We start from the raw sequence: 19,162 nt of genomic DNA, 5'->3' as shown, positions 1-19,162 counted from the left end.
TAAAGATGAAAACACTATCATTAAAGCTGGACGAAGATATTTTTCAGGAGGCTGAGGAAATAATTTCTAAAATGAATATCGCCAGGAACCGATATATCAATGAGGCAGTTAGTGTTTACAATTTATTTAATAAACGTCTAATGCTCAAAAAGCAGTTAGCTAAAGAATCCAATCTGACGAAAGAAGATTCTTTAGAGATATTACAAGAATTCGAAAAGCTGCTGGATGAAAGCTAAACAATTTGACATTTGGCTTGCTGATTTGAATCCGACAATAGGCACTGAGCCAGGTAAAACTCGCCCAGTAGTAATTGTTCAAACCGATTTACTGAATGATATTCATTTATCCACTATAGTCTGCCAAATTACTACCAATGTTAAACTGGAAGCCGAAATTCTACGGGTTCATTTACAGAAAGGACAATTAGACAAATTGAGTGATGTGCTGGTTGATCAGATTAGAGCCATTGATAATAGAAGACTTATAAAAAAATTGGGAAAACTCAATAAGGATCAGGTCGCATTGCTTAAGAAAAACCTACGTATTGTACTTGATATTTAGATTGCCTGTTAAATAGTACCTTCGCGCCATATTTAAAGAATATGTTGCTGTTTAAGGAGTTTACATTTGATTCCGCTCATTTTTTGCCCAATGTTCCTGAGGGACATAAGTGCAAGGAAATGCACGGACATACCTATCGCCTGCGGGTTTGGGTAGAAGGGCCGCTGGACCCTGTGCTGGGCTGGGTAATGGATTTCGCTGACCTCAAGAAAGTGGTAAAGCCGGTGGTTAACAGGCTGGATCACAAATGCCTGAATAACATCAAAGGCCTTGAAAATCCTACCTGCGAACGAATCGCCGTGTATATCTGGGATGAGGTGAAACCCCTGCTGCCCCTGCTGGCAAAAATTGAACTGCATGAAACCCCTACCTCCGGGGTTATTTACACAGGTGCTTAACGATTAATTATTGTTGTTGGTCGCGCGAAAATTCAGTAACTTAAAGCAGACCAAAAACAGTAACCGTTAAAACATTATCTATGAGCACAAATGCAGAGAACCTGAAAGACAAGGCAGAAAATGCCTGGGAAAAATTCGAGGATAAAGTAGAAGATAGCTGGGACAAAGTGGAAGACAAAGCTGAAGCCCTCTGGAAGCAGTTCCAGACCAAGACCGGCTTCAGTGATGAAAAAATTGCTGAGCTAAAAACAAAAGCCAGCACGAAAATTGATGAGTTAAGTGCAGAAGTGGACACCTGGGATGATGAAGCAAAAGAAAAGTGGGAAGAGCTGAAAACCAAGGCCAGTGGCTGGTGGGCAAAACTCAAGGACAAGTTCGATGGCGATGAACCTAGTCCCGGTACCACGGCATAAAACAGAGAACGCCTATTGAAATACTAAACAAGCCTTCAACCACGTTGAAGGCTTGTGTTTGATTACCCTGAATAAAGTGTTTATGAAATCTAATAACCTGTTTACAACCATCGCAAGTATTTCTATTGCAGCCAGCTTATTTGCCTGTGATAGTGCCCCCACTACAACCGCTGCAATCGGAGCAACCGGTGATACTACCAAAGTTCCGGCAACAGCTCAGGCTCCTGAGCCAGCGCCTGCAGCTCCAGTCCTTACCCTGGACACTGCCCTCTACAATGAGCATATCCAGCATATGGTGAATGGAGACAGTTCCGGCAAATGGCCCGTTAAAGCAGATTACCCTCTGCCAGGAGCCATCCTTCCTTTCAAACGCATCATTGCCTATTATGGCAACCTCTATAGTACCCGGATGGGTATCCTGGGAGAATTACCTCCCAAACAAATGATCGACCGCCTCAAAGTGGAAATCAAAAACTGGGAAGCAGCTGATCCAAAAACACCGGTTCAACCTGCTTTGCATTATATCTGTGTAACAGCACAGGGTAGTCCGGGTGCTGCAGGCAAATACCGCCTGCGCATGCCCTTCAAGCAAATCGACTCGGTATTGAACATCGCCAAGATGATTGATGCCATCGTATTCCTTGATATCCAGGTAGGATTAGGTACCCTACAGGAAGAAATCCCTGAGCTGGAGAAATACCTCGCTATGCCGAATGTGCACCTGGGTATTGATCCCGAGTTCTCCATGAAAGGCGGACAGGCACCGGGTAAAGTAATCGGTTCCTTTGATGCAGCCGATATCAACTACGCCACCGAGTACCTGGCCAATATGGTGAAAAAATACAACCTGCCTCCCAAAGTGCTGGTGGTGCATCGTTTTACCCGCCCGATGGTGAAGAACTATCAGCAAATCAAAACCAGGCCCGAAGTGCAGATCGTAATGCACATGGATGGTTGGGGTGCGCCTGCCAGAAAGATCGGTACCTACAAACATTTCATCTACACCGAACCGGTTGAATACACCGGCTTCAAGATCTTCTATAAAAACGACCTGAAAGAAACTCCATCCCGTTTGCTCACAGCAGAAGAATTGATGAAGTTAAAACCACGTCCGTTGTATATTCAATACCAGTAAGCATGGAGCAAACCGGGAACAACGATCTGTTTTTTCTGGAGATGGCCATTGCTGAAGCTGTGAAAGGAATGGAAGCAGGAGAGGGCGGACCCTTTGGTTGTGTGATCGTGAAAGACAATCAGGTTTTAGCAAAGGCCCATAACCGGGTGCTCTGCACCAATGATCCCACGGCGCATGCAGAAGTGGTAGCCATCCGCGAAGCCTGTAAACAACTCAACGATTTCCAGTTAACCGGATGTACGGTCTATTCTTCCTGTGAACCCTGCCCGATGTGCATGGGTGCACTCTATTGGGCTAGGCCGGAACGCATTGTATTTGCCGCTTCCAAACAGGATGCTGCAGCCGCGGGTTTTGATGATTCCTTTATTTATGAAGAGATCGCAATCCCTCATGCAGCAAGACAGATTCCTTTTGTTCATGTAATTCATCCGGAAGCTGGATCCGTATTTGAGAAATGGAAAGCGATGGAGAATAAAACTCTCTATTAGCGATTCAATAATTGAAGCACTACATAGGCTAAAATAAGAAAGGCAAGGATCAGGAGAATCGCCAGGTATGTCCAGGGATTTTCCCTGATCCTTTTCTTTTCCCGGCGTTGTTTTTTGCTCTGCAGGTAGAGCTTCAATTCCTTATTGAGCTGGTTGACATAACGCTGCAATTCTTCCTTGTTGCCAAAAGCTTCCAGTCCTTCCAATGCATCGGATTCAAACTCGTTTTCCTGCAGCCAGGCTTCTACGAGATGGCGATCGGAATGCGACAATTTCCCACTGATATAGTCCATCAGCAACTGATTGTCGATATCCTTATTGCTATTGGTTAATATGTTGAGTAAATTGTTCATTTGCTGCTTTCATTTTCCTTCAGCCTGCGCTGTATCATCAATCGCAGGTTTCGTTTCCCATTCTGAATACTGCTCTTCACCTGCAGGATGCTGTAGCCCGTTAGTTCCGACACTTCCTGGTAACTTCTTTTTTTCAGGTAGAATAAAGTTACACATTGCTGCTGCTCCGGATTCAGGTTTTTTATACTCTCATGCATCCAATCGAGCAGTTGGTCTTTTTCCTTAATCGATAGTTTGTCTTCCTGGTCTTCTACTTGCACCATCTGCTCCGATAATTCCACCAGCTGCCGGTTTTTATCCCGGAACTGCATCAAGCAATGATTTTTCGCAATCATGTACAACCACGACTTGATAAATTCCACCTCGTATTTCTCCAGTTCGGTGATGGCTTTCAGAAAGATCTGTTGCACGGCATCACGGGCAGCTTCTTCATTCTTCAGGTACTTCATGCACACACCTAATAATAGGAGTGTGTACCGCTGCAACAGGATACCCAACCACTCCTTGTTACGGTCCTGGTAAAACCGGCGCAGTAGTTCCTGTTCGCTGATATGGTTGTACTTGTCGCTATTCACTGGTACAATTTATCATTTTTATAGAGATGCCAGTTGGCGTGTTTTCCATAATTTGTGTTGAATATGTTTACCCAAGCGATTTATATCCCAGTTGTTTCTGTTTGTCCCGTTAGGGAAACACCTAACCATCGCAGTGAAATGACCAGCCAGTTGCTCTTAGGTGAGCAAGTACACGTGCTGGATAACAGTGTCGATGGCTGGTTGCAAATCCGATCCCTGCACGATGGCTATGAAGGTTGGTGCCAGGCCATACAACTCGCGGAACTGGCAACGCCCATCGAGCCAACAGGCTATTACGATCGGGAACTGGGCTTTGCTAACGTAAACGGACAACCGATGCCGGTATTCATGGGCACACCTGTTTACCCCGAACCAATTAAAGCAGGCGTATTTTCCATTTCCTTTACCGGGCTCACGATAAACACAGTCGACGAAGACAAACATATCCAACTACAGGAGATCGCGCTGCAATACCTGAATACAGCTTATCTCTGGGGCGGCAGAACCTTTGCAGGAATTGATTGCAGTGGTTTTGTGCAGATGGTCTATCGCCAACTCGGTATCCACATGCAACGGGATGCCTGGATGCAGGCAACAGAAGGAGAGTCGATTGGTTTTCTGCAGGAAGCACAACCTGGAGACCTTGCTTTCTTCGATGAACCGGATGGTCGCATTACCCATGTAGGTATTTTGCTGAACGATCATGAAATCATTCATTCCTCCGGCAAAGTAAGAATTGATGATATCGATCACCAGGGCATTATCAGTCGCGATCAAAAGAAAAGAACCCACCAGCTCCGGATCATCAAACGTTATTTCAGCTAAAGACGGATTTGATCCAGCGCAGCACCACCTGGTCCCAATGGAGTAATTTAACTGCGGAGTACAGCATCAGCACCGCGAAGATTTTCTTCATCAGTTCACCATCAATACGGGTAGCAATTTTTCCTCCCAGCAGTCCGCCTAAAATGAAGCCAACTGCCAGCAGTCCCACCACTTTCAAATCAATAGGAGTGCCCTGTGCCTGGGCATATTTATAGTATTGATAAAAGCCTAGAAACACCACGGGTAACATCAGCACCCCGAGGGAAGTACCCTGTGCCTGGTGCTGGCTATACTTGAGAAAATAAACGAGGGCAGGCACCAGCACGATTCCTCCACCGATGCCTACCAGTCCGCTTAAAACGCCAGCCAGCAAACCGATCCCAATTATCAATATGAGTTCGGAAGCGGGCATCAGCCTTTCTGGAAAGTTTCTTTGTAAAAAGCAATACCGTCCTGGATAATCTTCAGGGCAGTTGCCTTGTCCTGGAATTCATTTACCACCACACTCTTGTTCTCCAGGCGCTTGTATTCTTCAAAGAAATGCCGCAGTTCATCAAAGAAATGTTTGGGCAGCTCTTCAATATTGTTGTAATAATTCACGCTGGGATCATTGGCCGCTACCGCGATGATTTTATCATCTGCATCGCCGCTGTCGATCATGCGCATCACCCCAATTACCTTGGCTTCCATCAGGCACATGGCCTGTACAGGCTGACTGGTAATTACCAGGATATCCAGGGGATCCTTGTCATCACCATAAGTCTTGGGAATGAATCCGTAGTTACAAGGGTAATAGAATGAAGAATAAATAATCCGGTCGAGTTTTAAAAGGCCACTCTCTTTGTCGATTTCGTATTTGGCTCTTGATCCCTGGGGAATTTCAATTACCGCAGTTACAACACGGGGAGCTTGTTCGCCGGTAGGAATACCATGCCAGGGGTGTGATACTGTTAACATCTTTCTTTTTTTTCAGTTGGTTTGCTTAGTGTAATTCTTTCAGATCTACCTGCCAGATGCCGTTCACCTTTACAATTTTGATGACGGTAGTGTCTTTGCTTTTGTAAGAATTGGAAAAAGAGTATTGAACCGTAGAGTCATTCTCATTCTCAATCTTGATCGGCAGAATATTCGCGTTCTTGAAAGAGACCCGCTCTTCGGTAGACAGTTTATTGTAATAATCCTTTTTCCATTTTTCAAACAGCATGTTATTGGAAGAGTCTTTCAGCAGATAAAACTCCGCTTTGCGCATGTTGCCATCCAGGGAAGCGCGGATAAACTCGCGACCAGCATCCTGTGCATCTTCTGCCGGTGTGAAACTGGTTTCATTGGAACAGGCTGCCATAAAAATGGCAGAGGCCATGAAAACTTGAGCCAGGATTGTTTTTTTCATAGCTGCAAACATAAAGAAAAGGCGCCAGTTGTGAAACTGACGCCCAAAGGTTTACTGAGCTTGCTGTTCCCGCTCTTTTTCTCTGTCATAAGCCCGGATAATGGCTTTTACCAGTCGGTGACGAACCACATCTTCCTCATCCAGGGCGATATGGGAGATGCCATCCACGTTTTTCAGAATGCGGACTGCTTTTTCCAGTCCGCTTTTCTGATTCTTGGGAAGATCTACCTGGGTCAAATCACCGGTAATAATAGCTTTTGCATTGGCACCAATCCGCGTCAAAAACATTTTGAGCTGCAGGTCGGTGGCATTCTGGGCTTCATCCAGAATAATGAAGGCATTGTCGAGTGTACGTCCGCGCATGTAGGCGAGGGGCGCAATCTCAATGGTTCTGTTACTCATGTAGTAACCAAGCTTGTCTGCCGGAATCATGTCATCCAGGGCATCGTATAATGGGCGTAAGTAAGGGTCGATCTTTTCCTTGAGATCACCGGGTAAGAAACCCAGGCTTTCTCCTGCTTCCACAGCCGGACGGGTCAGAATGATTTTCTTGACGATCTTGTTTTTCAGGGCACGTACGGCCAGGGCAACAGCGGTATAGGTTTTACCTGTACCAGCCGGACCAATCGCAAACAGGATATCATTCTTGTCGGCGCCTATTACCATCTTTTTCTGATTGGCTGTACGCGCACGAACTGTTTTGCCATTCGGACCGAATACCAGAATATCATTGGGATTGCGGTCAACAAAATTGTCTACAGTCTCAGCATCATCGCCACCTAAAATCTGCTCAAAATAATTTTCACTCATGTGTCCATTGCGCTCCAGGTATTGCACAATGAGATCAATTTTTTCTTTCGCTGTATCTACCTGTTCAGGAGCGCCGCTTAATTTGATCTGTGTTCCGCGTGATAATATTTTGAGAAGGGGAAATTTCTTTTTTAGGATATCCAGTTTACCATTGTTAACACCAAAGAATTCAATCGGGTTAACGGTTTCGAGGTTGATAATTTTTTCAGTCAATGCACAAAGGTTTATGATACACAATTTAACCTAACCTAGGTTCCTTACAAAGTTACTTATGCACAGCTTGTGGATATGTTAATTCTTCAAATCTTGCCTACACAGTTGGGTGCGCCACAGGTACAACGGCGTTTGCCTTCGTGATGTGTTTCACCATAATTGCAGGTGAGTTCTTCTCCTTTTTTGATGGGCCGCAAACTGTAAAATTCTACTTTCTGATAACAACAGCGCATGTAGGTATTGGGCGCGCAGGAATGATTGAGATAACGTAAGGCATTGGCATTGATGGAAGCATCGAGTGCATAGCCATCCCCAAATTCCACCATCGCTACTTTCTTTTGTTGTTTGATGCGTTGCCGGGCTACGCGCACCGAAACAATTTCACCACCCAGCTGACCGATTTTTTTTCTGGCAGGAATGCGTTGCGCAGCAAAACATCCGGTACCGTCAATTTTGCTTTTATGATTTTCTACTTTAAATCGAATCATTTCTTTTCAAAGAGATCAGATGAGAGATAACGATCACCGCGATCACAGATGATACAAACTATTACTCCGGAGCTTAATTCTTTGGATAATTCAATCGCGGCATGTACTGCACCACCACTGCTCATGCCACTGAAGATGGCTTCCTCTCTTGCTAACCGGATGGCCATTTTACGCGCATCCGTTTCAGCTAATTCTATGATGCGATCTACTCTGCTGCGATCAAAAATTTTAGGCAGATAAGCTTCGGGCCATTTGCGAATGCCTGGTATTCTGGAACCATCCGTAGGCTGACAACCTACTATCTGTACATCGGGATTTTGTTCTTTCAAATACCTGGATACTCCCATAATGGTACCAGTAGTGCCCATCGCAGAAACAAAATGGGTTACGGTTCCGTTGGTGTCTCTCCAGATCTCCGGACCAGTAGTGCGATAATGCATATTGTAATTATCCGGATTGGCGAATTGGTTCAGCATCAGATAACCACCTTCTGCCACCCGCGCATTGGCATAATCAATCGCGCCTTCCATTGATTTTTCTTTGGGTGTGAGTATCACTTTGGCGCCAAAAGCTTCCATGCCGAGCACGCGCTCGCGGGTTGCATCTTCGGGCATGACCAATTCTATTTCAACATTAAAGAGACTGGCAATCATGGCGAGTGCAATACCCGTATTGCCACTGGTTGCTTCAATTAATTTGATGCCGGGTTTGATTTCTCCGCGATCCAGTGCGCCCTTGATCATACCATAGGCGGCTCTGTCTTTCACACTGCCACCCGGATTATTGCCTTCGAGTTTGGCGAGGATGGTTACATTGGGATTGACGATAACGTGCTTCAGTTCAACGAGGGGAGTATTCCCCACCAGGTCCAGGATTCCAGCCATTGCTTGTATTTGTGATTTGCAGACTGGAAAGTTATAAAACTTAGGCCAATTCCTCTTCAATCATCTCGCTCATTCGTTTTTCCTGCTCAGTAACCCATTGAGGAAGGGTTTGCGGTATGATGGTCCAGTGCTGATCATCCTTACGCATGCGAAACATGATCCGGTTGCCACGATCATCTACCACATCGATGGAAAACAAGGTTTCCTGCAACACCCTCATTTTTCTGAAATTGAACTCACGTAGGCGTCCTTCCGCTTTGATCAAACGGGTGAATTGAATGTTTTTCACAAATTGTATCTGCTGCATATGATTTCAGTAAGCAATTCCCGTGCTAAGTATGTCTAACACAGTGCTAATTTCCTGCTTTTTTTCCCCATTTCCGCATTTATTTTTGCGGCATGTATTCAAAACAGCAGGCATCAGCACTGCGACAGGCTTTTTACACGGCATTTGGGACTTATATGGCCCCCATTTTATCAGCTGACGAGGAGCCGCAGAACTGGATCAATTACAAGACCGGGGTCAAACATATGCTGATTCGCATGGATACCCCCAATCGGGGTGCCAGTATTGGATTTGTTTTAACAGATCCCGATCCATTCCTGCGCTTGCAGGTGTTTGAACAATTGCAGCAATTGCAGGGTATTTTAAACGAAACCACGGGCTTTGATGACTGGATCTGGGAGTCCACCAGCTACAACCAAACGGGACAGGAAATCAGTCGCGTTTATATAGCGCTTGAACGCGCATCGGTTTTGAACAAAGCCGACTGGCCGGAGCTGATCAGCTTTTTCAAAGCGCGCCTCATTGCACTTGATCAATTCTGGCGACTCGTCAAATTTCAGTTTGAAGACTGATTATTTACGAATGCGTTTTCGCAATTCCGCCAGTGGTAAGATCATCAACTTGCCAATCGGTTTTCCATTGCGATAAGTTTGAACGCGCAAGGTGCTGGCACCAGCAGGAAAAACAATCGGACTCTTGTATTCCGGATAATAATTATCGGGCGGAAATTCATCAAAACTGTAATGAATGTTCAGATTGGGTACTTCTGTTTGCATGCTTACTTCCACAGACGTATCCTTCAAACGCACTGAAACTATGGGGTCATACATACTGGTGGAATAGTTGATACCTGCCTGGTCAAAGCGATCAAAATGTTTTTCTATTCTGTTCACAAAACTGGTCCAGTCTTTTTTGGTTTGCGGACTCCAAACTGATTCCGCTACTGCAAAAGCTCTTGGCCATAACATGTACTCTGCATGCCGAACCGTATGCAAACGTTCACTCCAGAGATTGGCTTGTCCGCCTAATACATAAGCCGGATCAGCGCCCGCCGGAACCGGATTAAATTCATAGGTTTTTTTCAGTCGAACCATACCATAAGTAGGAGGCTCCGACAAAGGATCACCCTGGTACAAATCCACATAAGTATAGGTATTCGGAGACATCACTACGGGATGTTTCATTTTAGATGCAGCAATACCACCTTTCTCACCCTGCCAGCTCATTACTGCTGCACCAGGAGCGAGTCCGCCTTCCATAATCTCATCCCAGCCCATCATCTTCTTGCCCTTGGAGGCGATGATCTTGCTAACCCGCTTCACGAAATAACTCTGCACTTCGTGCATGTCTTTCAGTTTCTCGCGCTGCATGAGGGCTTTTATTGCCGGCGATTTCTCCCACCAGCCCTTGTACGCTTCATCACCACCCATGTGGATGTATTCCATTGGGAAGAGGGCTGCTACTTCGGTGAAGATGGTATCGAGCAGTGCGTAGACTCTTTCATTAGCCGGACATAAATTATTATCGATATCACTGTAAAACTTGCCACCACCAGGCCAGTGCATAAACCGATCGCCGCCATTTACCTGGTATTCGGTGCCGGGGGTGCAACTGAGATCGGGGTAGGCGGCCAGGATCGCCATGCTATGTCCGGGTATATCAATCTCCGGCAAAATGGCAATATGTCGCGCTGCTGCATAAGCCAGCAACTCCTTAATATCTTCCTGGGTATAATAACCTCCATAGGTCTTGGGCTCTTTAGGATCCTGCTTGCCAAACTCACCCCATCTGCCGGTACGTTCTCCTCTGAAGGCGCCGATCTCTGTTAATTTGGGTAGGGCCTTTATTTCTAAGCGCCAGCCCTGGTCGTCGGTTAAATGCAGGTGCAGGCGATTGTATTTATAAGCGGCCATATGATCGATAAAATCCTTCACCTGTTCTTTGGTGAAGAAATGCCGGGCCACATCCAGCATGAGTCCGCGCCAGCCAACGCGCGGTGCATCTTTGATGCTGCAATAGGGGAGCGACCAATTAACCCCTTCTACCTTAGATTTCGCTTCAATGGCTGGTGGTAATAATTGCCAGAGTGTTTGCAATCCATAAAATAATCCGGCTGAAGAAGGCGCTTCAATCAACACGCCCTTCTCATTTACAGTTAACTGATAGGACTCCGAAGAACCAGCCGCTTTGTTCAATTTAAACCGAAGCTGCGCCTGATCTGAACTTTCTTTAACAGTGATCCCCGCCGCTGTAGAAAATTTAGCTACCAATTGCTGCATCAAAAAAGCTTTATCGGAAATCCCTGCATCAAACGAAACATTCAGCGCAGCAGGCAAATTATAACTACCCGCACTATACTTTACTTCCACTGGAACCGGAATCAAGGCCGGCTCAGGAACCTGTGCAAAAGAAGAAACCGCCAGCAACAGCAGGCCAAGCAATCCATAACCTTTAACCATTTCAAAACTGTTTAAGCCTGAAAATTACTGGCTATTTTCTTAACTTGACCCCAAAAGCAACAGAAATCCAACCGTATGCGAAATATACTACTCGGAATCTTATTTGTACTAGCAGGCAATACCCTCAGCGCACAGCAAACTGATTGCAAACTCATCAAGGGAAACGATGAATTCAGCAATGCACCGAAACTATCCACCGGCTTTGCGAACCTGCAGAACGTACAACTGAATATCGATGCCAATGGTAAAGAATTTGATCTCTTTTTCATCATCAACAATCCGGCTGCCAACTGCATCGGCGAAGAATCCGAAGCCCTCTTTGTATTTGAAGGCGGCAAACAGAAAATGGAAATCAGAAATACCGGCGGTGATAATTGTAATGGATTTTTTCACATCATTATGCGAGGCGGACAATTCACTCCCGCCAACCTCACCAAACTGGCTACTAAAAAAGTAGTCACCATTAGTTTCAGTGATCGCAACGATAAAAAAACCATTATCAGTCTTCGGCCGGAAGAGCAGGACCTGCTCATGAAGATGGCAGACTGCATCGCGAAAGAAGCTAAAACATTGGGTAAGTAATACAACTAAAAAATCCTGGTACAAGACCAGGATTTTTTTTATTGCGATAACCTTCAATAATTAATAACGATACATTTCCGGCTTAAACGGACCTTCTTTTGGAATACCCAGGTACTCCGACTGAGCAGTAGTCAACTCATCCAATACCACTCCAATTTTCGCCAGGTGCAAACGAGCAACCTTCTCATCGAGGTGCTTCGGTAACACGTATACTTTGTTTTCGTATTTGCTACCATTGGTCCAGAGTTCCAACTGAGCCAGGGTTTGGTTGGTGAAAGAGTTACTCATTACAAAGCTGGGGTGACCAGTAGCGCAACCCAGGTTTACGAGGCGACCTTCCGCCAGCAGGATGATGTCTTTACCATCTACATTGTAGATATCTACCTGGGGTTTGATGGTGTCTTTGGTATGACCGTAATTATCGTTCAACCAGGCCACATCAATCTCGATATCAAAGTGACCGATATTACAAACGATCGCTTTGTCCTTCATCAGTTTGAAATGTTCGCCCGTGATCAGATCGCGACAACCGGAAGCAGTAACCACAATATCAGCTTCTTTCACAGCGTCGATCATTTTCTTCACTTCGAAACCATCCATCGCAGCCTGCAGGGCGCAGATCGGATCAATTTCTGTAACGATTACGCGGCAACCGGCACCCGCCAGAGAAGCAGCAGAACCCTTACCCACATCACCGTAACCACCTACCACAGCAACCTTACCGGCCAGCATGATATCCGTAGCTCGACGAATAGCATCTACCAATGATTCTTTACAACCATATTTGTTGTCGAACTTGCTCTTGGTAACAGAATCGTTCACGTTGAATGCAGGAACAGGAAGGGTACCATTGGCCATGCGCTCATAGAGACGATGTACACCTGTAGTAGTTTCCTCACTCAGTCCCTTGATATGCTGAATCAGCTCGGGATATTTATCAAATACGATATTGGTCAGATCACCACCATCGTCGAGGATCATATTCAACGGGCGCTCAGGACTACCGAAGAACAGGGTCTGCTCAATACACCAGTCTGCTTCCTCGAGGGTCTGGCCTTTCCAGGCGTATACACCGATACCGGCAGCAGCAATCGCAGCAGCGGCATGGTCCTGTGTAGAGAAGATATTACAAGAACTCCATTTCACTTCCGCACCCAGGGCAACCAGGGTTTCAATCAACACAGCCGTTTGAATGGTCATGTGCAGACAACCGGCAATGCGCGCACCTTTCAGGGGCTGGCTGGCGCCGTATTCTGCTCTCAAGGCCATCAAACCGGGCATTTCAGCTTCGGCTAAACGGATTTCTTTACGTCCCCATTCAGCCAGGCTGATATCCGCCACTTTATAGGGAAGGGTAAAATCAATAACTGATTTTGTGACAGTAGACATGCTTATACTTTTATTTGGGTGCAAAGATACAATAAAGCATGTTTAATTGAAACCTTTGTGTAACTTGTTATCTACCTGCATATCAGTAGATTACACAGTAGTTCTGCCATTTTTTAACATCCTGGCAACAACTTTATCGATCGGTAAGTGTACAGCGTCTTCCCCAAACTGGTCCCAGTCGATAAACCGGAAGGATTCAATCTCCTGGGTGGTTTCATAGAGCTTGTGCTGGTCTTCATCAAATTCGAAAGGCGTCAGGCGCAGGGGAACAGCAATTGGTTCCAGTGCTTTTGCATAATAATAAATGGAAATGATTTGCTGGGTGGGATTGAAAGCACTCATCTGGTAGAAATCGGTGGTATAAATATGATCCCCCACTTCTACCTTGAGATTCATTTCTTCCAGGAATTCGCGCCGCAGGCAATCGCGGGTGCCCTCTCCAAATTCGAGTCCGCCCCCAGGGAATTTGGTAAAAAAATCGCCGCGAATCTTTTCATCACTCACCAATACCTGGTTTAGTTCATTTAAAAGAATACCATAAACCCGAATCGTAAACATAGATCAGAATAATTTTTTCTTGAGAAAGAAATAGCCGATGACTAACGAAATAGCCAGGGACAAAAAGACCGGAATATAAAAAGCGAAGGGCGAGTTGGCATAGGGGATGGGCACATTCATGCCATAGATACTGGCCACCAGTACCGGGAAACTCAGGGTGATAGTGATTACCGAGAGGCGCTTCAACACTTCGTTCTGGTTATTGGCAATGATACTGGCGAAGGCATCCAGGGTACTGGAAAGGATATTGGTATAAATATTCGCCATCTCCAGGGCCTGGGAATTATCTACAATTAAATCGTTCAGGAATTCGCGTTCCTCTTCATTGAGGCCCATGAAATTGGTGCGTTCCAGTTTGATCAGCAGGAGTTCATTGCTGCGCAGGGCGGTCACAAAATACACCAGGCTTTTCTGGATCCGCATGAGCTGGAGCAGTTCCTCGTTCCGGTTGGCATCGTAGAGTTTTTGTTCCAGCAGGTTGCGCTTGTGGTTGATTTCCTTGAGGAATTCCATATAGTTCTGCACCACTTTCTCGATGATCTTGAGCACCATCATTTTCCGGTTATCGGGATGGCGGTTCTGGAAAGTGTTCAGGAATTTCTTGATGGCATCGTTCTCAAAGGAGTTCACTGTAACGATCTGGTTGTGGGTAAGGATAATACAGATCGGGATGGTGATATAAAAGGCATCGCTGTCGTTGAAGGAATTGTTCTCCGTGGGGGTTTTGATCACAATCAGCTTCACATTGTCCTCTTCCTCGAAGCGGGTACGTTCATCGATATCCAGGGAGTCGGTCAGGAAGTCGAGGGGTATGTCCAGTTCCTCGGAGAGCTCGGTAAACTCTTCCTGTTTCAGCGGCGGGAGCACATTCACCCAAACGCCATCTTCTGGTTTGTGGATCGATACAGTCTGATGGTTGATATTTTTGAAGTATTGAATCACTCCGCTCGTTTTTTAGGGTAGTAAAAGGGTACCAGTGAATACTTTTTCTGCGGGACCGATTAACCAGATATTGGAATAGCCACCATTGGGATGGCGATCGAATTCAACAGAGAGTTTGCCCCCGCGGGTTTGCACCGTCACTTCATTAAAGCCCTGTTCATTGTGGTAATTCACCAGGGCGCTGGCCGTAACACCGGTGCCACAGCTCAGGGTTTCATCTTCCACGCCGCGTTCATAAGTGCGTACCGCGATTTCGTGTTCATCTTCCACCTCCACAAAATTGACATTGATACCAGAAGGTTTAAAGGCCTCCTGGTTGCGGATCTCGCGACCCTTGGAGAAGACATTGTATTCATCGAGGCGATCGACCATTTTCACATAATGCGGGGAGCCGGTATTGAGGGTATAATCACCGGAGCTCTCCTCAATAGAAGGCACATCCTGCATTTTGAGGCGAACCAGTCCGCGTGCATCGATCTCTGCTTCATGCGGACCGTCGATGGCGATGAATTTATAAACCGTACGCACAATACCCTGGTGGTAGGCGAACATGGTAAGGCAGCGGCCCCCATTGCCACACATGGTGCTTTCGCGGCCATCGGCATTGTAGTATTTCATTTCAAAATCGTAGCCGGTGGCGGCATTGAGCAGCATAAGGCCATCGGCACCGATGCCAAAGCGGCGATCGCAGAGAAAGTGGATCTGTTCCTGGGTAAGGTGGTTATAGACACCCTCGCGGTTATCGAGGATGACAAAATCATTACCCGTGCCCTGATATTTATAGAAGTTGATCTCCATGGGGTTAAGTACCAGCGATAATTTCAAGTGAGCGAACAATCAATTTTTCTACGCCTGCCTGTCCATCTGATGAAAAGGTTTTGTTGACCCGGTTGGCGACGATTACATTGAGGCTAAGGCAATGGTGCCCCAGTAACCGACTCAACCCATAGATGGCGGAGGTTTCCATTTCAAAGTTAGTGATCCTATGCTGACCGTACTGAAAATCTGTGAGGCGATCTACCAGTTGGGGGGCAGCCAGGCCGAGGCGGAGGATTCTGCCCTGGGGACCATAGAAACCGGGACAGGTTACTGTGATGCCCTGGTGATAGCCCTCGGTAAAATGTTTGAGCAGGGAAGGGGCGGCGGCGGAGATATAGGGCTGGGTGATGGAATGGTGGATCTGGGTTTGGGTGAGGAAGGACTGGAGCAGTTCCTGTTCCTCTTCATTTTGTTCGAGGCGATAGAAGTGGAGGAGGTTATCGAGGCCTAGGCCATGGGTGCCGGCCACAAAGGAGTCGACGGGGATATCGGCCTGGAGGGAACCACTGGTGCCGAGCCGGAGGATGGAGAGGCTGGACAAGTTGGGTTTGATGGTACGGGTATTGAAATCGATGTTGACCAGGGCATCGAGTTCATTGAGAACGATATCTATATTATCGGGACCGATGCCGGTGGAGACAACCGAGATGCGTTTCTTGCCGAGGGTACCGGTATGGGTGACAAATTCGCGGTGCTGGCGTTGCACTTCGATGGTATCAAAATATTTGCTCACCACTTTGACGCGATCGGGGTCACCAACCGTGAGCACGATAGGGGCGAGTTCATCGGGGAGGAGGTCGAGGTGATAGATAGCGCCGCGGTTGGTAATAATTAATTCGGAGGGGGCAATAGGTTTCATTCGGTGGCGTTATTAGAAAGAATTTTTTACGGTGGAATTTGTAACGAATGTATAAAAATCCTACATTCGTGCCCGATTCAAAAATGGTCCTGTGGCCGAGTGGTTAGGCAGAGCTCTGCAAAAGCTTCTACAGCAGTTCGAATCTGCTCGGGACCTCCAAAAAATAAGAAAGTCCGTATAGGTGAAATGACCTTTGCGGACTTTTTGATTCTACCGTTCGGGTATGTTTGATCGTCCATTCGGGTATTTGCAAGCGTTGTGTCACCGTTCCGGCACCGCTCAACCACCGTTCCATCACCGTTCTTCAACAGTCAGTGAACCGTTCATGAGCCGTTCGGCAATCGTTCCAGCCTGGTTTCCTTATTCAAAATTTACAAATTACGGTTTCCCGTATACGAAACTGTTTAAGAATTATTATATTGGTGTTACTTGTCCTGTGATTCCCTGTTATGGGACTCATGTGGCGAAGCAATGGGGAAATCTGAAGTGTTTTAATCGATTTTATTTCTGAAAATCCGCCTTAATGTAAATCGAAATTATTCATTCAAGGATAACCCTGAAAGTTGGATTAGCGAAACAAGAATCCGCCTGAACGTGGAAGTTGCAATTGATACTCATTATGATCTTTTAAAGAACCACGTCTAATAGCGCAAATAAACGAGTTGCCTGCAATGCGGTACCACTCGGCTGAGATTTATACCTAATAAACACTAAAACATATGCATGAATTGTTAATCGGCTTGATAGTAACTGCCGGTGGATCACTTTTAAACTTTATCTCAACAAAAATATATAACTCAGTTACTGGCTCGTCTAAAAACTTCATTTGGAAGAACACTTATCCTGCACTAAAAAGTATTCAAACGCCTTTAGAATTTGAAGAGCTTAAGAAAAGGACAAGAATTGTTGTAATAGACGATGAAGATAGTTTCCCCATAAGCTTATTTCAAGCAGAAAATTACTCCATTGATAAATGGGCTGCTGTTAAGGATTATAGTAAACTTGAAAATGGGTTTTATGATATTATAGTTCTTGACATTAAAGGTGTAGCACTTCATATTTCAGTTGATGACGGGTTGGGGGTTTTGGAAAGTATTAAAAGAAAAAATCCAAGTCAAATTATTATTGCATATTCTCAACATAGTTTTGACTTAAGCAAAGCTAAGTTTTGGGAGTTAGCCGATGAAAAAATTGCTAAACCAAGCGACTATCTGAAAATTAAAAATATAATTGACACTTTAATAGATAGCAAATTTAAGCCTGGAAGATATATTGAAACCCTTCATAGCATTTTAAGAAAAAATGGGTACGATGAAATAGAAATTAAAAAGCTCGATAAGGAGCTTATAAAGGTGATCAAAAATAAACAGCAGCCCGATTGGAGTAATATTTTAGATTTTGCTAGCAATAAGCCAGAGCTAGTTCATCAAATAATTACAATAGGAAATACGCTTCTTAAATTTTTTAAATAATGGAACTAGAGCTTTTTAAAAATCTATCTCGGTATCCCTTTATTTTCAATAATGAGTTTTTTGATTCTATAGAACTTAAACAAAATAAAACTTGTATTGAGAAATGTGAAAAAAGAGATTGTCTAAGTTTGGCTTTAAGTAATGCAGGACAGGTTGAATATATCTGTTCCAAAGGTTATAATAACCTACTAGTAATTACCAATGGATTTAAATTTATATTGAATGGATTGATCTATGAAACAAATACGACAGTTCCTCAAGGCAGAAAGGAAGTGAGAAAAAATTGGATTGTTCAAAAAGACGCTATCAACGTTTTTGTAACAAAAATTCAAGAAATAGAAAACTATATAATTCAAAGAGAAAATGAAAGTATAGAAAAAAACTTTTCGTTATTCCATGATTTTAAAACATCAATGAGTATTTTCTTCAATTGCACTGAATCTATAATTGCTGGACTGCCAGGAAATACGTTCGAAGAAAAACTTCAAAATAGCGGAAGTTCATATAAAGATTTATACAATTCCCTTGAATTGATTACATCTCAATTAGGAATGATTGACGTTATTATTAATCCCAAAAGTATATCGTTTGGTAATAAAAGGAACATCAACATATATAAGCTTTTTTATAAAATAAAAATGCTATTTAACTACTTAGCAGCGAAGAAAAGAAACATTTCAATAGAACTGATAAATGTGGATGGAGCTTACATTCATAACAGTTTTTGTTTCGAATCAATAGAGTTCATCCCTTTAATTCTTTTAGATAATGCCCTAAAATATTCATCACCGGACTCGAATATAAAGATTGAGATTACCCAATTGTATGGTCGTGCGAAAATTAGGGTTAAAAATATCGGCCCTTTCGTGAGCGATGCAAATAAAGACAAAATATTTGAAAAGTTTTTCAGAGACGAATCTGCAAAATCCTTTTCCAAGGAGGGCATCGGTATGGGTCTTTGGATTGCTCAAGAAATTTTAAAAACCCATGGCAGCAAGCTTTATTATTTTAAAGACCAAAATGAATTTAGACCAATAGGGCTTAATATTTTTGAATTCGACCTGGAGACGTATTAATGTAAACATGCTCCTAACAAGAAGCACTGCAGGCAACAAAAGTATTTGCAAAAGCAGGGCTGGATAATGTAGCATCAGCTATGTGCAAGCATCAGCAGCAGTTCGGGCTCGACGTCCAATGTTCAGTTTTAGTTCTTAACTTCAACAATATATTTTCAAATGGACATTTGTACCCGGCTGGACAATC

The 19,162-nt window shown here is 44.6% G+C and carries 26 protein-coding genes and 1 tRNA gene; 12 read left to right on the top strand and 15 right to left on the bottom strand.

Features of this window, described 5'->3' with window-relative positions; translation table 11 throughout:
- Positions 1-5: 5 nt before the first annotated feature.
- The 6 genes from L0U88_RS01790 to L0U88_RS01765 all read left to right on the top strand — a co-directional run bounded on the left by L0U88_RS01790 (position 6) and on the right by L0U88_RS01765 (position 2,995).
- Positions 6-236, top strand: coding sequence for a hypothetical protein (locus L0U88_RS01790; RefSeq protein WP_234863888.1), 231 nt, complete (start codon positions 6-8; stop codon positions 234-236).
- The gene (locus L0U88_RS01785; RefSeq protein WP_234863887.1) at positions 226-561 is read left to right on the top strand and encodes a type II toxin-antitoxin system PemK/MazF family toxin; all 336 of its coding nucleotides are present in this window, start codon (positions 226-228) and stop codon (positions 559-561) included. Before L0U88_RS01790 ends, L0U88_RS01785 begins: the two co-directional genes overlap by 11 nt.
- A 41-nt stretch (positions 562-602) precedes the next feature.
- On the top strand, positions 603-959 hold the full coding sequence (gene queD / locus L0U88_RS01780) for a 6-carboxytetrahydropterin synthase QueD (RefSeq protein WP_234863886.1): 357 nt from the start codon (positions 603-605) through the stop codon (positions 957-959).
- Positions 960-1,039: 80 nt separating this feature from the next.
- Positions 1,040-1,372, top strand: coding sequence for a hypothetical protein (locus L0U88_RS01775; RefSeq protein WP_234863885.1), 333 nt, complete (start codon positions 1,040-1,042; stop codon positions 1,370-1,372).
- An 82-nt stretch (positions 1,373-1,454) separates the two neighbouring features.
- Positions 1,455-2,507: a hypothetical protein gene (locus tag L0U88_RS01770; RefSeq protein WP_234863884.1), complete on the top strand. Its 1,053-nt coding sequence runs from the start codon at positions 1,455-1,457 to the stop codon at positions 2,505-2,507.
- A 2-nt stretch (positions 2,508-2,509) separates the two neighbouring features.
- Positions 2,510-2,995 (top strand): nucleoside deaminase, encoded by a 486-nt coding sequence (locus tag L0U88_RS01765; RefSeq protein WP_289623298.1) that lies wholly within the window; start codon positions 2,510-2,512, stop codon positions 2,993-2,995.
- On the opposite strand, the gene L0U88_RS01760 is transcribed toward L0U88_RS01765, so the two are convergent.
- Together L0U88_RS01760 and L0U88_RS01755 are read right to left on the bottom strand one after the other, a co-directional pair.
- Positions 2,992-3,348, bottom strand: coding sequence for a hypothetical protein (locus tag L0U88_RS01760; RefSeq protein ID WP_234863883.1), 357 nt, complete (start codon positions 3,346-3,348; stop codon positions 2,992-2,994). The two genes, L0U88_RS01765 and L0U88_RS01760, sit on opposite strands and share 4 nt — an antisense overlap.
- A complete protein-coding gene (locus L0U88_RS01755) occupies positions 3,345-3,923 on the bottom strand; it encodes an RNA polymerase sigma factor (RefSeq protein WP_234863882.1) in 579 nt (192 codons plus the stop codon). The genes L0U88_RS01760 and L0U88_RS01755 overlap by 4 nt, the downstream gene beginning before the upstream one ends.
- 63 nt (positions 3,924-3,986) lie before the next feature.
- Here L0U88_RS01755 and L0U88_RS01750 point away from each other — a divergent pair, with 63 nt between their 5' ends.
- A complete protein-coding gene (locus tag L0U88_RS01750) occupies positions 3,987-4,748 on the top strand; it encodes a C40 family peptidase (RefSeq protein WP_234863881.1) in 762 nt (253 codons plus the stop codon).
- Here L0U88_RS01750 and L0U88_RS01745 read toward each other — a convergent pair.
- From L0U88_RS01745 to L0U88_RS01715, 7 genes are all read right to left on the bottom strand, one after another.
- Entirely contained in the window at positions 4,741-5,160 is a 420-nt protein-coding gene (locus L0U88_RS01745) for a TSUP family transporter (RefSeq protein ID WP_234863880.1), read from the bottom strand. The two genes, L0U88_RS01750 and L0U88_RS01745, sit on opposite strands and share 8 nt — an antisense overlap.
- Entirely contained in the window at positions 5,160-5,705 is a 546-nt protein-coding gene (locus tag L0U88_RS01740; protein ID WP_234863879.1) for an inorganic diphosphatase, read from the bottom strand. Before L0U88_RS01740 ends, L0U88_RS01745 begins: the two co-directional genes overlap by 1 nt.
- A gap of 25 nt (positions 5,706-5,730) precedes the next feature.
- Complete coding sequence (locus L0U88_RS01735) at positions 5,731-6,138, bottom strand: nuclear transport factor 2 family protein (protein WP_234863878.1); 408 nt, start codon at positions 6,136-6,138, stop codon at positions 5,731-5,733.
- 51 nt (positions 6,139-6,189) lie between these two features.
- Complete coding sequence (locus tag L0U88_RS01730) at positions 6,190-7,161, bottom strand: PhoH family protein (protein WP_234863877.1); 972 nt, start codon at positions 7,159-7,161, stop codon at positions 6,190-6,192.
- 86 nt (positions 7,162-7,247) lie between these two features.
- Positions 7,248-7,649, bottom strand: a complete 402-nt coding sequence (locus L0U88_RS01725; RefSeq protein ID WP_234863876.1) for an SET domain-containing protein — start codon at positions 7,647-7,649, stop codon at positions 7,248-7,250.
- Positions 7,646-8,533, bottom strand: a complete 888-nt coding sequence (gene cysM / locus L0U88_RS01720) for a cysteine synthase CysM (RefSeq protein WP_234863875.1) — start codon at positions 8,531-8,533, stop codon at positions 7,646-7,648. Before cysM ends, L0U88_RS01725 begins: the two co-directional genes overlap by 4 nt.
- A 40-nt stretch (positions 8,534-8,573) precedes the next feature.
- Positions 8,574-8,840: a hypothetical protein gene (locus L0U88_RS01715; protein WP_234863874.1), complete on the bottom strand. Its 267-nt coding sequence runs from the start codon at positions 8,838-8,840 to the stop codon at positions 8,574-8,576.
- 92 nt (positions 8,841-8,932) lie between these two features.
- Between L0U88_RS01715 and L0U88_RS01710 the strand changes: the two genes are divergently transcribed.
- Positions 8,933-9,391, top strand: coding sequence for a DUF4268 domain-containing protein (locus L0U88_RS01710; RefSeq protein ID WP_234863873.1), 459 nt, complete (start codon positions 8,933-8,935; stop codon positions 9,389-9,391).
- Here the strand turns inward: L0U88_RS01710 and L0U88_RS01705 are convergent, their stop codons facing one another.
- A complete protein-coding gene (locus L0U88_RS01705; RefSeq protein WP_234863872.1) occupies positions 9,392-11,278 on the bottom strand; it encodes a beta-N-acetylhexosaminidase in 1,887 nt (628 codons plus the stop codon). It lies immediately after the preceding gene.
- Positions 11,279-11,353: 75 nt separating this feature from the next.
- Between L0U88_RS01705 and L0U88_RS01700 the strand changes: the two genes are divergently transcribed.
- Complete coding sequence (locus L0U88_RS01700) at positions 11,354-11,860, top strand: hypothetical protein (protein WP_234863871.1); 507 nt, start codon at positions 11,354-11,356, stop codon at positions 11,858-11,860.
- Between the two features lie 60 nt (positions 11,861-11,920).
- Here L0U88_RS01700 and ahcY read toward each other — a convergent pair whose 3' ends face one another.
- The 5 genes from ahcY to L0U88_RS01675 all read right to left on the bottom strand — a co-directional run bounded on the left by ahcY (position 11,921) and on the right by L0U88_RS01675 (position 16,427).
- Complete coding sequence (gene ahcY, locus L0U88_RS01695) at positions 11,921-13,249, bottom strand: adenosylhomocysteinase (protein WP_234863870.1); 1,329 nt, start codon at positions 13,247-13,249, stop codon at positions 11,921-11,923.
- Positions 13,250-13,339: 90 nt separating this feature from the next.
- Positions 13,340-13,807 (bottom strand): NUDIX hydrolase, encoded by a 468-nt coding sequence (locus L0U88_RS01690; RefSeq protein ID WP_234863869.1) that lies wholly within the window; start codon positions 13,805-13,807, stop codon positions 13,340-13,342.
- Between the two features lie 3 nt (positions 13,808-13,810).
- Positions 13,811-14,749, bottom strand: a complete 939-nt coding sequence (locus L0U88_RS01685; protein ID WP_234863868.1) for a magnesium transporter CorA family protein — start codon at positions 14,747-14,749, stop codon at positions 13,811-13,813.
- A gap of 12 nt (positions 14,750-14,761) precedes the next feature.
- A complete protein-coding gene (dapF, locus tag L0U88_RS01680) occupies positions 14,762-15,547 on the bottom strand; it encodes a diaminopimelate epimerase (protein WP_234863867.1) in 786 nt (261 codons plus the stop codon).
- A gap of 4 nt (positions 15,548-15,551) precedes the next feature.
- Positions 15,552-16,427 carry a nucleoside phosphorylase gene (locus L0U88_RS01675; RefSeq protein WP_234863866.1) on the bottom strand — a complete coding sequence of 292 codons (876 nt, stop codon included), beginning with the start codon at positions 16,425-16,427 and terminating at the stop codon, positions 15,552-15,554.
- Between the two features lie 85 nt (positions 16,428-16,512).
- Between L0U88_RS01675 and L0U88_RS01670 the strand changes: the two genes are divergently transcribed.
- The 3 genes from L0U88_RS01670 to L0U88_RS01660 all read left to right on the top strand — a co-directional run bounded on the left by L0U88_RS01670 (position 16,513) and on the right by L0U88_RS01660 (position 18,975).
- Positions 16,513-16,586 (top strand) — tRNA-Cys (locus L0U88_RS01670).
- A 560-nt stretch (positions 16,587-17,146) separates the two neighbouring features.
- Positions 17,147-17,899 carry a response regulator gene (locus L0U88_RS01665; protein ID WP_234863865.1) on the top strand — a complete coding sequence of 251 codons (753 nt, stop codon included), beginning with the start codon at positions 17,147-17,149 and terminating at the stop codon, positions 17,897-17,899.
- On the top strand, positions 17,899-18,975 hold the full coding sequence (locus tag L0U88_RS01660) for a sensor histidine kinase (protein ID WP_234863864.1): 1,077 nt from the start codon (positions 17,899-17,901) through the stop codon (positions 18,973-18,975). The genes L0U88_RS01665 and L0U88_RS01660 overlap by 1 nt, the downstream gene beginning before the upstream one ends.
- The last annotated feature ends 187 nt before the right edge of the window (positions 18,976-19,162 follow it).

It is taken from the genome of Flavihumibacter fluminis (assembly GCF_021491375.1).
In the GTDB taxonomy this organism is placed as follows: Bacteria; Bacteroidota; Bacteroidia; order Chitinophagales; family Chitinophagaceae; genus Flavihumibacter; species Flavihumibacter fluminis.
Note: the sequence above shows the minus strand (reverse complement) of the source record. Positions and strands in the feature narration are given on the sequence as shown.